The organism is Paenibacillus psychroresistens, assembly GCF_009728935.1.
Taxonomy (GTDB): Bacteria; Bacillota; Bacilli; order Paenibacillales; family NBRC-103111; genus Paenibacillus_AC; species Paenibacillus_AC psychroresistens.
Genome location: NZ_CP034235.1, coordinates 3,515,016 through 3,528,276, shown reverse-complemented (window position 1 = coordinate 3,528,276; position 13,261 = coordinate 3,515,016). Strand labels below are relative to the sequence as shown.

Genomic DNA, 13,261 nt, shown 5'->3' with positions numbered 1-13,261 from the left:
AATGGGTACATTTTACAATAAGAAAATAGCCCCATTTTTTAGAAAAATAGGACCATTGACCCAGACACAAAAATTTTAATTATAAACCTATAAAATATATTGGCTTAAATCACGATTCTGTGAAATGTCGAAAAGTTTATCTTTCACGTATTCAGGTGTTATAGTTAAATGCTCTAAAGTTATCTCGGAAGCTTCGAAAGAGAGGTCTTCTAAAAGCTTTTCCAGTATGGTATGGAGTCTTCTAGCACCAATATTCTCCGTATTTTGGTTGACTTCTACGGCTATACGAGCTATTTCTTCAATGGCTGCAGTTGAGAAGTCAATCGCAATACCTTCCGTTTCAAGAAGCGCAATGTATTGTTTGGTAAGCGCATTTTTCGGCTCCTGCAGTATCCGCACGAAATCCTCATGCGTCAAGCTGCTTAGCTCTACTCGAACTGGAAAGCGGCCTTGCAACTCTGGGATTAGATCAGATGGTTTCGAGACGTGAAATGCTCCTGCTGCAATAAATAAGATATAATCTGTTTTTACAGGACCATATTTTGTAACAACCGTTGAGCCCTCCACAATCGGCAGGATATCACGTTGAACGCCTTCCCTTGAGACATCTGGTCCATTCGCTTTTCCAGGACTGGCCACTTTATCAATCTCATCTATAAAAATAATCCCGGATTGTTCCGCTCGTTTTATCGATTCCACAATCACTTCATCTTGGTCCATTAAGCGATTAGCTTCTTCTTGACTCAAGACATTACGAGCTTCCTTAATGGTAAGTTTGCGAATTTTCTTTTTCTTAGGCAGCATACTTCCGAGCATTTCTTGCATGTTGAAGCCCATTTGTTCATTGCCTTGCCCAGCTAACATATCCATCATGGAAGGCGAGTTATCCTCGATTTCAATTTCAATCGATTCGTTCTCCAATTCTCCCTTAGCTAAGCTAATCCTAGCTTCTTCACGTTGAGATAATATGGATGGATCTACTCGCTCTTCATCTTGATTACTGTCATTACTGCTATTGAATAACATCTCAAAAGGGTTTTTCTGTGCTTTAGGTTGTTCAACATTAGGCACCAACAAAGTGATTAGCCGTTCATTAGCCAGCTTTTCTGCTTGATCCTTAAGTTTTTCCGCTTTTTCTGCTTTCACTATTCGAATAGAGGTTTCCACTAAATCGCGAATCATCGATTCAACATCGCGGCCAACGTAGCCAACTTCAGTGAATTTGGTTGCTTCTACTTTAATAAAAGGCGCGTTAACTAACTTAGCAAGTCTTCTCGCTATCTCCGTTTTACCAACTCCGGTAGGTCCTATCATAAGAATATTCTTAGGAATAATTTCGTCACGAATGGAGTCATCCAGCAAACCACGACGATAACGATTCCGCAATGCTACCGCCACGGAACGCTTTGCTTTATTCTGACCGATGATATACTTATCCAGCTCCAGCACAATTTGTTTGGGTGTTAACGATTGATTCATAAATTAACCTCCTAAGAATTATTATCAAAAACTGATATCCTATGCATAAACCGAGTTTTCGTCAGAAAACTGACTTCGTAAAATTTGGTGTTATTCAATCTCTTCGACAATTATATTATGATTGGTGAAAACGCAAATTTCAGCAGCAGTCTCAAGAGAGGCTTGCGCAATTTCCTTAGCAGTCATTTGAGGAGCATATCGATGCAAAGCTCTTCCAGCAGCCAATGCAAAGCTGCCGCCAGAACCAATTGCCAGAATACCATCGTCAGGTTCGATAATTTCTCCATTGCCAGAAATTAGCAGCAGACTTGTCGAATCCATGACCAACATAAGCGCCTCCAGTCTGCGCAGGACACGATCTTGACGCCAATCCTTCGCTAGCTCAACTGCTGCACGTTGGAGGTTGCCATGATGCTCCTCGAGCTTGCCTTCAAATTTTTCAAATAAAGTGATCGCATCCGCTACAGACCCTGCAAAACCAGCAATAACTTTACCACGGTGCAGCCGCCTTACTTTTTTGGCGTGGCCTTTCATGATCATGCTATTGCCAAAAGTAACCTGACCATCTCCAGCTATTGCTCCTTTACCCTGATGACGGATTGCAAAAATCGTCGTTGCATGAAATTGTTCCATGGGTTAGCTCCTTTACTTTAACAAGGATAAACTACTATGCCATCTTTTAAGTCGGCGTTTGTCCTGAATTCTAAGATCAGTATAATCATAATTAAACTTTCTTAGAATTTAACAAATTTAGGCTCGTGGATGGGCTTTGTTATAGACCGTTTGTAAATGATCCTTCGTTACATGGGTGTAAATTTGAGTAGTGGATAAATTAACATGCCCTAGCAGCTCCTGTACTGAGCGCAAGTCTGCCCCCGCCTCAAGCATATGTGTTGCAAAAGTATGCCTGAACGTATGAGGACTGACATGATTTAGAGTCGCTAACTGCATAATATATTTATCAATAACTCGTCTTATGCTTCGATCTGTTAATCTTCCGCCGGTATAATTCAAGAAGAGTGCTTTCTCATCTTTATGATGCAGAAGAAGTGCACGGCTAAGCTGCAGATATGCTTGGATAGCTTGGATAGCATGTTCTCCAAGTGGAACATATCGCTCCATAGACCCTTTACCAAAAACTAAGGCTATGCCGTTATCTAAATCAACAGATGCTAAATCTAATTGTACCAATTCACTCACCCGCATGCCACTCGCATAAAGGGTTTCCATTAATGCCTGATCACGAAGCCCTAGAGGGGTTGAGGTATCTGGTGCTTCCAGCATGGCTTTCATTTGCTCTACATACATAAACTGTGGCAGCTTCTTATCCTGTTTAGGAGTTTTAATATAACTAAACGGGCTCACCTTTAGTATGCCTTCCCTTAGCAAATAGAGATAGAAAGAACGCATGGAAGAAAGCTTTCTTGCCACACTGCGTTTAGCATATTGTTGTTCATTTAATTTGGCAAGATACGTCCGTACATTTAAATAATTGACCTCAAGAAAATCATCTATCTTCTGCTTTTCGATAAACTCCATAAATTGCATGATGTCTTTGGAGTAATTTTGCAGCGTATGTTCAGAGCAATTCTTTTCAGCATGAAGGTAATGCATAAAGCCTTCAACTAAAAAATCATTTTTCATCTCATTTCACCCCGTGCGTGGTGGCAAAGCTTTGGATGGCTAGGATAGCTCGCTCAGCCAAAGCCTCATTTTTCAGTTTTTTGCTGCGAACGCGTTCTCCTAAAGGCGGAAAAAGACCGAAATTGGCATTCATCGGTTGAAAATGATCAGGATCCGCAGTTGTAATATAATTCGCCATTCCGCCAAGTGCCGTTTCAGCAGGGAAAAGTAAACAGTCCAACCCCCTTGCCAAACGTCCAGCATTAAGTCCAGCAATTAAACCAGACGCAGCCGATTCAACATAACCTTCTACTCCAGTCATTTGTCCAGCAAAAAACAGCTGATCCTTGCCCTTAAACTGATAAGTCGGTTGAAGCTTTCTAGGTGAGTTAATAAAGGTATTGCGGTGCATGACACCATATCGCACAAATTCAGCATTCTCCAAACCAGGAATCAAACCGAATACTTTTTTCTGTTCTCCCCATTTAAGATGGGTTTGAAAGCCAACTAAATTATATAACGTACCCGCTGCATTATCTTGTCTTAATTGAACAACGGCATGTGGTAGCTTACCCGTATGTGGATTTATTAAGCCAACTGGCTTCATAGGGCCAAAAAGCACGGTTTGCTTACCACGGCTTGCCATCACTTCGATCGGCATACAGCCATCAAAATAAATTTCTTTCTCAAATTCCTTTATCGGGGCAACCTCAGCAGCAATTAAAGCATCATGGAAAATAGTGAACTCTTCCTCGGTCATCGGGCAATTTATATACGCTGCTTCGCCTTTATCATAACGAGATGCCAAGTAAACCTTGCTCATATCAATGGAATCCTTCTCCACTATGGGAGCGGCCGCATCATAGAAGTATAAATATTCTTCACCCATTAACTTTTGGAGGGTCGCAGACAAATCAGGAGAGGTTAATGGTCCTGTTGCCACAACGGTAATCCCTTCAGGTAACTCCAGTAATTCTTCATTTCGTACTTCAATTAGAGGGTGATTGCGCAATTTCGCTGTCACTGCTCCAGAAAATCCATCACGATCGACAGCCAACGCCCCGCCAGCTGGTACGGCATGCTCGTCTGCACATGCCATAATTAACGAATCCATTTGTCGCATTTCTTCCTTCAATACCCCAACTGCATTAGTAAGTCCATTGGCACGCAAGGAATTGCTGCAAACGAGCTCAGCGAATTGGTCGGTTATATGAGCCGGCGTTTTACGCACTGGCCGCATTTCATACAAAGTAACGGGTACCCCTTGTTTTGCAATCTGCCATACCGCTTCGCTGCCCGCGAGCCCAGCTCCAATTACAGTAACTCTTTGAATATCTGACATGATTTTTCCTCCTTAGAGTTTTCGTATGAAAACTTTTTTCGTAAGCATAAGTCTACAAAGTCAAAACTAAGCTCCCTAAAGAACTTAGTTTTATATGAATGCTATTCAATAATTTATTCTGCTGCTTCATCCAAATCTTCTTTTTCTTCTTTAAAGTCACACTCGACGCATTGAATATGAGTACCGCTCTTATTGGTTTTTTGAATAAGCATGGATCCACATTGCGGGCACGGCTTATCGACCGGTCGATCCCAGGATACAAAATCACAGCCCGGATAAAGATTACAGCCAAAAAACACTCTGCCTTTTTTACTGCGGCGTTCGACAATATGACCTTCCTTACATTTAGGGCAAGTAACGCCAATGTCTTTAATAATCGGCTTTGTGTTTCGGCAATTAGGGAAACCAGAGCATGCGAGGAATTTGCCAAAGCGACCCATCTTGTAAACCATCGGCATTTCGCACTTTTCGCAAAGCTCATCGGATACTTCATCTTTTATCTCGATTTCCTTCATTTCTTCTTCGGCAAATTCCAAGCGCTTTTCGAAGGTTTCATAGAAGGTTTCGAGCACTTTCACCCAATTTTCTTTGCCCTCGCCAACGTTATCCAGCTCTTCTTCCATCTGTGCGGTAAAGGCAACATCGAGGATCTCCGGAAAAAATTCGATCATTAGCTCAATAACTAATTCGCCTAGCTCCGTTGGAATAAACTTCTTTTCCTCTAAAGCTACATAACCACGCTTTTGAACGGTTTCTAGAGTTGGAGCATACGTACTTGGACGTCCGATACCCATTTCTTCCAAAGCACGAACCAATCTTGCTTCCGTATACCGCGGAGGAGGCTGTGTAAAATGCTGCTTCGGTAAGATATCCGTCTTTTCAACTTTATTGCCTTCTTTCAATGGCGGAAGCAGACGGTCTTCATCTGTAGTCCCATCATCATTACCTTCAACATATATCTTCATAAATCCTGGAAATTTCATTTTAGAACCAACAGAGCGAAACGTTGCATCCCCAACAGCAAAATCTATGGTCATTGTATCTAAGATGGCGGAAGTCATTTGGCTAGAAACAAAGCGTTCCCAAACAAGCTTGTATAAGCGATGCTGATCCTTGGTCAAAAAGCTTTTGACTTCATCTGGCTCTCTTAATACAGAGCTCGGGCGAATTGCTTCATGAGCTTCTTGTGCGTTTACAGCTTTTTTCGAATAAACTCGCGGTGTTTCCGGTGCATAGCTAGGGCCATATTTCTGGATAATGAACTCCTTGGCTTCTTCTTGAGCAATTGGAGAAATCCGCGTCGAATCTGTACGCATATAGGTAATTAAACCGACTGTTCCTTCTTTGCCAAGGTCAATCCCTTCGTAAAGCTGCTGAGCAACAGACATCGTCTTAGCTGCTCGGAAATTAAGCTTTCTTGCCGCTTCCTGCTGTAAGGTACTTGTAATAAATGGTGCCGAAGGATTACGTAAACGTTCTTTTTCCTTAACTTCACTAACCAGAAAGTCAGCATTAAGGATAGAGTCAAGAATTACTTGCACTTCCGCTTCGGTATGTAGTTCTTTTTTATCCTTGTTCATGGCATGGAATTTAGCCTCAAATGCCGTTGTACCAGCAAGAAGCTGAGCTGTAATGGACCAGTATTCCTCTGGAATGAACTCGTTGATCTCATGCTCACGATCGTAGATCATTTTAACGGTAACGGATTGAACACGACCTGCAGAAAGCCCCTTTTTAACCTTTTTCCATAGCAATGGACTGATTTTGTAACCCACTAAACGATCTAGGATACGTCTAGCTTGCTGGGCATTAACCAAATCCAAATTGATTGGACGCGGGTTTTTAAAGGCATCCTTTACTGCTTGCTTCGTAATTTCATTAAAAACAACTCGGCAAGGCTCGCCTACTTCTAAATCTAGGTAATGCGCCAAATGCCAGGCAATTGCTTCCCCTTCACGATCCGGATCGGCTGCAAGATAGACATTCTTCACACGTTTAGCTGCATCTTTAATTTCCTTCAAAATCGAGCCTTTACCACGAATGGTAATATATTTGGGTTCAAAGTTATTCTTGACTTCGACGCCAATCTGACTTTTTGGAAGATCACGAATATGACCCATTGATGCTTTTACGATGTATTTGCTGCCTAAATATTTACCGATCGTTTTCGCTTTAGCGGGTGATTCCACGATGACTAGTGAGTCTGCCATAATGTATCTTCCTCCCTTCCTTTATGCAAATAGATATAATTTGGTTTAACGAATACTATATATAGAACCGGGAAGCTGGTTAATCGCTAATTTCATTACCAAAGATAACAGAATTGTATGCAAATGTCCAAAATTAGTTTGTGTTTCTTCTAATAGAGAGTCAAATGTGGCAGGTGCAAGTACCAAAATATCGATGATTTGTTGTTCATCTGCATTATATACAGCTTGTGTTGGATTGTCATTAGCATTGCCAAAATATGTTTTTTCAATCTCTATAAAATGCTTATATTCATCAAAAATATCCTCTGGACAGATAACGATCTTAGCACCACTTTTCATTAAAGTGAATACCCCTTGGCTTTTAGGTGAATTAATCGGGCCTGGGATGATAAAAACATCTCTGCCTTCATCAATAGCTTGATGAGCTGTAATGATGGATCCACTCTTTAGCGCTGCTTCAACGACTAATGTCCCTAGGCTTAATCCAGATATAATCCGGTTTCTTAGGGGGAATAATCCAGGCAACGCTGGTGTACCGAGCGGAAATTCGCTAATAAGCAAGCCTTTGCTGGCTATCTCACGATAGAGCGATCCATTCTCTGGAGGATAAACGACATCTACGCCGCTGCCCAGAATAGCAATCGTGCTTGCTTGTTGCTTGAGCGCTCCAATATGAGCACAGCTATCAATACCTCGAGCTAATCCACTAACAACGGTAAACCCAGCCCGAGCCAAATCTTCACCGAACTGCTGTGCAACATTCTTCCCATAAACCGTAGGTACTCTAGTTCCTACTATAGCGATTAACGGGTTCAGCAATAAATCCAAATTTCCTTTACAGTAAAGCACCCATGGCGGTTCTGCGGTATGCCACAGCATGGTTGGATATTCTTCGTCATAAATCGTCAGGATTTGCACACCTTGCCGTTCATAGGCGGACAATTTTCCATTAACAAAATCCTCATTTAAGTTATCACATATCGTTTGGGCTTGTTTAGCTCTAATTCCTAAACGTGTAAGCTCGGATGGCTTAGCATTAAGGACTCCCTTTAAATCCGTATAAAATTGTGTAATTTTGAGGATCGTGATCCAACCTATCTCATTCATCTCATGTAAAGCAAATAAAATCATCCTTGGGTTCATCTTACTATCCGCTCCTTTTTTTAATTGAGTCTAGAAAAACAAAAAACCCTCCAAATCCGCAGAGCGGAAATGAAAGGTTGCTTACCTATTCAGGGTTATTCAATTAATGGCTAAGCTTACTTAACCGTTATACATTTCTCTAATAGGCCTTGTGCTTCAAGAACAGCAACAAGAGTTGAGCCCATTTCGGATGGAGTTGCCGCAACGCGGATACCACAAGCTTCTAAAGTTGATATTTTCTCAGCAGCTGTTCCTTTACCGCCTGAGATAATGGCACCAGCATGCCCCATACGCTTGCCTTCTGGAGCTGTTTTACCACCGATAAAGCCAACTACAGGCTTCGTCATATTAGCTTTAACCCATTCAGCAGCTTCTTCTTCAGCAGTTCCGCCAATTTCACCAATCATGATTACTGCGTAAGTGTCTGGATCGTCATTAAATCTGCTTAGAATATCAATGAATTCTGATCCTTTTACAGGATCTCCACCAATACCAACAGCTGATGATTGTCCAATACCACGAGTAGTCAATTGATGTACTGCTTCATATGTTAAAGTTCCACTACGGGAAACAACGCCAACATGTCCTGGAGTATGAATGTAGCCTGGCATGATACCAATTTTGCATTCACCTGGTGTAATTACGCCCGGACAGTTAGGTCCGATTAGTACCGTACGTTTTCCTTCTAAATACCGTTTAACTTTAACCATATCAAGTACTGGAATACCTTCTGTGATACAGATAACCAAATCTAAATCGGCATCAATAGCTTCAAGAATCGCATCCGCAGCAAATGCTGGAGGAACATAGATTACAGAAGCGTTAGCGCCTGTACCTGCAACTGCATCAGCAACCGTATTATAAACAGGAAGCTTAGCAACTGTACCGTTCTCCAATGTAATATCAACTGTAGTCCCACCTTTACCAGGTGTAACACCGCCTACCATTTGTGTTCCGTAGTCCAATCCACCTTTGGTATGGAACAAGCCAGTTGCTCCTGTTATCCCTTGTGTGATGACCTTTGTATTTTTGTTGACTAATATACTCATGAGTTATTTCACACCCTTTATTGGTTTCATTAACTAATTTTTTTAACTTCATCAACGATCTTCTGAGCACCGTCTGCCATGGAGTCAGCAGTAATAATATTAAGTCCTGACTCATTAATAATCTTCTTACCAAGTACCACGTTAGTGCCTTCAAGACGAACAACCAAAGGACGATCTAAGCCAACTTGTTTAGCTGCTTCAACCACACCATTTGCAATAACGTCACAACGCATAATACCACCGAAAATATTAATAAAAATCCCTTTAACCTTCGCATCAGACAGAATGATTTTGAAAGCTTCTGTAACTTTCTCTGTTGTAGCGCCGCCCCCTACGTCAAGGAAATTAGCGGGTTCTCCGCCGTAATGATTGATAATATCCATTGTGGCCATAGCCAGTCCTGCTCCGTTAACCATACAGCCGATGTTGCCATCTAATGCGATATAGCTTAAATCATATTTGGAAGCTTCAATTTCTTTAGCATCTTCTTCTTCTAGATCGCGAAGCTCAACAATATCTTTACGACGGTACAAAGCATTAGAATCAAAATTCAGCTTAGCATCCAATGCCATGACATCGCCGCCGCCTGTAACTACCATCGGATTGATTTCTAGAATTGAGCAATCCTTCTCCACGAACGCTGTGTAAACGGAAAGAATAAGCTTAACTGCTTTGTTGATCATTTCATTAGGTATGTTAATCGCATAAGCTAGCTTACGTGCTTGAAAGGCTTGTAAACCGATAGCCGGATCGACGATTTCCTTAATAATTTTCTCTGGGCTGTGCGCCGCAACCTCTTCAATATCCATGCCGCCTTCTTCCGAAGCCATCACAACTACTGAACCTGTGCCACGATCTACAACTACACCTAGATAATATTCTTTTTTAATATCGCAGCCTTCTTCAATCAATAAACGTTTTACTTCTTTACCTTCAGGACCCGTTTGGTGTGTGACCAAGATCTTACCAAGAATCTCACCCGCATATGTACGGACTTCATCTAAGCTCTTCGCAACTTTAACGCCGCCTGCTTTACCACGACCACCCGCATGAATCTGTGCTTTAACAACAACAATCTTCGTGCCTAGCTTTTCTGCTGCTTGAACAGCTTCTTCAACGGAAAAGGCAACTATTCCATTAGGAACGTTGACTCCATATTGCTTAAGGACTGCTTTTCCTTGATACTCATGGATGTTCATTGTATAACTTCCTCCTATCAAAATGTCTTTATAGCCCATGCAAAAAGCGGAAATCTACGTTCCGCTCAATAAACCTTTATAATTGTATCATGTTTATCCGACAGTTTCCTTATAAATTATTGTAAAATCAACATTATTTTTCGCTAAAAACGATCTACTTTGTAGATTGATGAAGCTTTTTCTCATTGTTCAGGAAATGTACAGGCTGCGTTTTGATTACATTGTACGGGGTTCTCTTTCGGCTTGTTTAATAAAACGCAGCTCATTGCCAATAAAAGAACAAACTCGGCATTGGATATCTGGGTCCATACTTGCTGTAAACTCATCATCAGCCATTTCTGTAATCGACCCATCATGTGCATTTTTCATAAAAGCTTGGGAGTGTGTGGTTATTAAGCTGAATTTCACACGATTGGAGCGGCAATTTGGACAAAAATACGGTTCATTATTCATTATATTCACCTCGTGCCTAGTATTCCCAACAAAAATGTTTTTATTAACCAAGCAGGAAAATCAAAGCTTGAAATAGAATGTTATAAGCTAGTGAAATTTAATGGACATTGGTAAAAGGAAGCACCTTATCCAATAGTGAACCTACTATGGAGGAGTGTGCTTTTTTATGTATGGAAAAGTGTTTAGCGCATGTGTGCAAGGGATTCATGCTCAATTAATTACCGTTGAAGTTGATATTAGCAATGGTTTACCGCAAATTAATCTGGTAGGTCTCCCAGATTCAGCAGTTAGAGAATCTGTGGAAAGAGTCCGAGCCGCCATTAAGAACTGCGGTTTCTCCTTCCCGATGGAACGGATAACTGTTAACTTGGCGCCAGCAGATGTACGCAAAGAAGGAGCTTCGTTTGATTTGGCGATAGCTCTAGGTATTCTTCTAGCAAGTGGTCAAGTCAAGCATGAGAGCTTGCTTAATGCTTTAATTATTGGGGAGCTATCGCTTGATGGAGTGATTCGACCCGTCCCAGGCGTATTATCGATGGTACATCAAGCCAAAACCTTAGGAATTAGGAACATCCTACTGTCCACACAGAATGCAGAAGAAGCCTCCTATATAGAAGGAATGCATATCTATCCGCTGCATAACCTCCAAGAGATTCGGCAATGTCAACATGATTTAATTAGCGGCATTAATTATTTAGATGGTTTAATTAATCGCAATGAACACCCTCATGCAACCCAGCTAGATGCCAGTTTTAATACCCCCGATTATGCAGATGTCTCCGGTCAGCACCATGCCAAAAGAGCTTTAATGATTGCTGCGGCTGGGATGCACAATATAATCCTCATTGGACCCCCTGGTTCTGGTAAGACTATGTTAGTGCGTCGATTGCCTTCGATTCTGCCTCATATGCAAGACAATGAAGCCTTAGAGGTTACTAAAATTTATTCAGTGGCTGGACAATTAAATGAATCCAAACAATTTATTCGGGCTCGTCCTTTTCGTGCTCCTCATCATACTATCTCAGCTGGCGGGCTAATCGGCGGTGGCTCAATTCCTAAACCGGGTGAAGTTAGTTTAGCGCATCGCGGCGTACTCTTTTTAGACGAACTGCCCGAGTTTTCAAGAAATGCGCTCGAGGTTTTACGCCAACCATTAGAAGATCGTCAGGTTACCATTGCTCGCGCAAGAGCTGTCTTTAGCTTCCCAGCTGATTTCATATTTGCAGCTTCGATGAACCCCTGCCCCTGCGGATACTATGGTTCTGAGAGCCCAGCACATGGCTGTATTTGCAGCCCGTTGAAAATAACTCAATATCGTGCTAAGATATCTGGCCCGTTGTTGGATCGTATTGATTTACATGTGGAAGTACCTAGAATGGATTACGCCTCTTTAACAACTAAAGAGAATCAATTATCTTCCAAGCAGATGCTGGAGTCGGTTTTAATGGCACATCAGAGGCAGCAAAATCGTTATAAAACGCGAGGAATAAGCTTTAACGGTGAATTAACCGGCAGGCTGCTGCGCAAGTATTGTGCTTTAAAGCCTGATGCCGAGCAGCTGCTGGTTCAAGCCTTCGATGCACTCGGACTAAGTGTAAGAGCACATGACCGCATTCTCAAAATCGCCTTAACCATTGCCGATTTAGAGGAAAGCGATACAATAGAGAGTCAGCATCTTGCTGAAGCTATACAATATCGCCATTTGGATCGCAAGCAGATTTAATTTGGAAAGCTTACTTCAGATGATCCAGATAATGAATTCATATTAAATTGATTCTTTAATAATCATGGAACTTTTCGATAAGTTTCTCGTAAACCTATATAACAATCATTAAATCTCCATTAAATTACTTTTCACGAAAGTAGGTTCATTAACAATGTTATCCACTCTGGTTTTTTTAGTTTATCTCTTCATCCTAGCTATTTTATTAATAAGGACAAAACAACGTAAATTCAGGAAGCATATTGCAGAACATACAGGGCTAACGATCATTGGAATTGTTTTAACCCTAACAGTTATGAAGATAATGTTTATTTTTAGTATCCTACTATGTGCGATTATGGTGTATGTTTATATAAGAGGGATTAAAAGTAGTCGATAACAAAACAGATGATGAAACATGGACTTCTTTTAGTTAAGAAGTCCTTTTTTTCTCCTACATACTTAACTATCTTTTTATCACCATACTAAATGTATTCTTATTAACTTGGTTATCCTTATTTGCAACGTACTCATTTAGCTTTATCTGTGTACTAATATAATCGTGATGTGATTTAAGCGGTATTCTTTTTGATTCAGTAACAAACAATTCATTTATTAAGCTAGAATCTACCGTTGAACCCAAGAAGGTTCTCGCTATTTTGTTTTTAAGAGGAATGCTTTTAATAATTTCTGCATCAAACGAACTCAGAGTATATAGCTCAATCTCGTTATTAGAATTAATGCCCCCAAATGCCATTTGAATCCGGAAACTTGAAGGATCTTCTTGATAGTGAGTTTGTAGTTTAAGATCAACAATAAAGAGTTCGAAATGTCTAATCCAATCGTCAAAATCATTAGATAATCCACTAACACTATTTAAAAATAATTCTCCACATTCTATATTTCCTGTGCATGCAACAAAAACGGATCCATCATTATAACTTTTGAATTGTGGATAATCTTCTTGAAGTATTTCTCCTGTCATTTCGTTTGATACTCTTCCGTCAGACATAACGCAGCATAAATTCAAATTGGCTAAGATGGATATAAAGCTCATTCCT

Annotated in this window: 11 protein-coding genes; 1 reads left to right on the top strand and 10 read right to left on the bottom strand. The window is 40.9% G+C overall.

Annotated elements, in window-relative coordinates; all coding sequences use genetic code 11:
- Positions 1-87 precede the first annotated feature (87 nt).
- The 9 genes from hslU to EHS13_RS15750 form a co-directional block, all read right to left on the bottom strand.
- Positions 88-1,479 carry an ATP-dependent protease ATPase subunit HslU gene (gene hslU, locus EHS13_RS15790; protein WP_155701260.1) on the bottom strand — a complete coding sequence of 464 codons (1,392 nt, stop codon included), beginning with the start codon at positions 1,477-1,479 and terminating at the stop codon, positions 88-90.
- A gap of 90 nt (positions 1,480-1,569) precedes the next feature.
- Positions 1,570-2,112, bottom strand: a complete 543-nt coding sequence (hslV, locus tag EHS13_RS15785) for an ATP-dependent protease subunit HslV (protein ID WP_155701259.1) — start codon at positions 2,110-2,112, stop codon at positions 1,570-1,572.
- A gap of 117 nt (positions 2,113-2,229) precedes the next feature.
- Entirely contained in the window at positions 2,230-3,123 is an 894-nt protein-coding gene (xerC, locus tag EHS13_RS15780) for a tyrosine recombinase XerC (protein ID WP_155701258.1), read from the bottom strand.
- 1 nt (position 3,124) lies between these two features.
- Entirely contained in the window at positions 3,125-4,444 is a 1,320-nt protein-coding gene (gene trmFO / locus EHS13_RS15775) for an FADH(2)-oxidizing methylenetetrahydrofolate--tRNA-(uracil(54)-C(5))-methyltransferase TrmFO (protein ID WP_155701257.1), read from the bottom strand.
- 113 nt (positions 4,445-4,557) lie between these two features.
- A complete protein-coding gene (gene topA, locus EHS13_RS15770; RefSeq protein WP_155701256.1) occupies positions 4,558-6,654 on the bottom strand; it encodes a type I DNA topoisomerase in 2,097 nt (698 codons plus the stop codon).
- Between the two features lie 45 nt (positions 6,655-6,699).
- Positions 6,700-7,797, bottom strand: a complete 1,098-nt coding sequence (gene dprA / locus EHS13_RS15765) for a DNA-processing protein DprA (protein WP_155701255.1) — start codon at positions 7,795-7,797, stop codon at positions 6,700-6,702.
- A gap of 116 nt (positions 7,798-7,913) precedes the next feature.
- Positions 7,914-8,846, bottom strand: a complete 933-nt coding sequence (gene sucD / locus EHS13_RS15760; RefSeq protein WP_155701254.1) for a succinate--CoA ligase subunit alpha — start codon at positions 8,844-8,846, stop codon at positions 7,914-7,916.
- Between the two features lie 29 nt (positions 8,847-8,875).
- The gene (gene sucC / locus EHS13_RS15755; RefSeq protein ID WP_155701253.1) at positions 8,876-10,045 is read right to left on the bottom strand and encodes an ADP-forming succinate--CoA ligase subunit beta; all 1,170 of its coding nucleotides are present in this window, start codon (positions 10,043-10,045) and stop codon (positions 8,876-8,878) included.
- A 216-nt stretch (positions 10,046-10,261) separates the two neighbouring features.
- Complete coding sequence (locus EHS13_RS15750) at positions 10,262-10,498, bottom strand: hypothetical protein (protein WP_155701252.1); 237 nt, start codon at positions 10,496-10,498, stop codon at positions 10,262-10,264.
- 166 nt (positions 10,499-10,664) lie between these two features.
- Between EHS13_RS15750 and EHS13_RS15745 the strand changes: the two genes are divergently transcribed.
- Positions 10,665-12,221: a YifB family Mg chelatase-like AAA ATPase gene (locus tag EHS13_RS15745; RefSeq protein WP_155701251.1), complete on the top strand. Its 1,557-nt coding sequence runs from the start codon at positions 10,665-10,667 to the stop codon at positions 12,219-12,221.
- A 445-nt stretch (positions 12,222-12,666) separates the two neighbouring features.
- On the opposite strand, the gene EHS13_RS15740 is transcribed toward EHS13_RS15745, so the two are convergent.
- Complete coding sequence (locus tag EHS13_RS15740; RefSeq protein ID WP_155701250.1) at positions 12,667-13,257, bottom strand: hypothetical protein; 591 nt, start codon at positions 13,255-13,257, stop codon at positions 12,667-12,669.
- Positions 13,258-13,261 lie beyond the last annotated feature (4 nt).

Coding starts and splice junctions, on each gene's coding strand:
- hslU (WP_155701260.1), bottom strand. CDS start 1,479: ATGAATCAATCGTTAACACCCAAACAAATTGTGCTGGAGCTGGATAAG.
- hslV (WP_155701259.1), bottom strand. CDS start 2,112: ATGGAACAATTTCATGCAACGACGATTTTTGCAATCCGTCATCAGGGT.
- xerC (WP_155701258.1), bottom strand. CDS start 3,123: ATGAAAAATGATTTTTTAGTTGAAGGCTTTATGCATTACCTTCATGCT.
- trmFO (WP_155701257.1), bottom strand. CDS start 4,444: ATGTCAGATATTCAAAGAGTTACTGTAATTGGAGCTGGGCTCGCGGGC.
- topA (WP_155701256.1), bottom strand. CDS start 6,654: ATGGCAGACTCACTAGTCATCGTGGAATCACCCGCTAAAGCGAAAACG.
- dprA (WP_155701255.1), bottom strand. CDS start 7,797: ATGAACCCAAGGATGATTTTATTTGCTTTACATGAGATGAATGAGATA.
- sucD (WP_155701254.1), bottom strand. CDS start 8,846: ATGAGTATATTAGTCAACAAAAATACAAAGGTCATCACACAAGGGATA.
- sucC (WP_155701253.1), bottom strand. CDS start 10,045: ATGAACATCCATGAGTATCAAGGAAAAGCAGTCCTTAAGCAATATGGA.
- EHS13_RS15750 (WP_155701252.1), bottom strand. CDS start 10,498: ATGAATAATGAACCGTATTTTTGTCCAAATTGCCGCTCCAATCGTGTG.
- EHS13_RS15745 (WP_155701251.1), top strand. CDS start 10,665: ATGTATGGAAAAGTGTTTAGCGCATGTGTGCAAGGGATTCATGCTCAA.
- EHS13_RS15740 (WP_155701250.1), bottom strand. CDS start 13,257: ATGAGCTTTATATCCATCTTAGCCAATTTGAATTTATGCTGCGTTATG.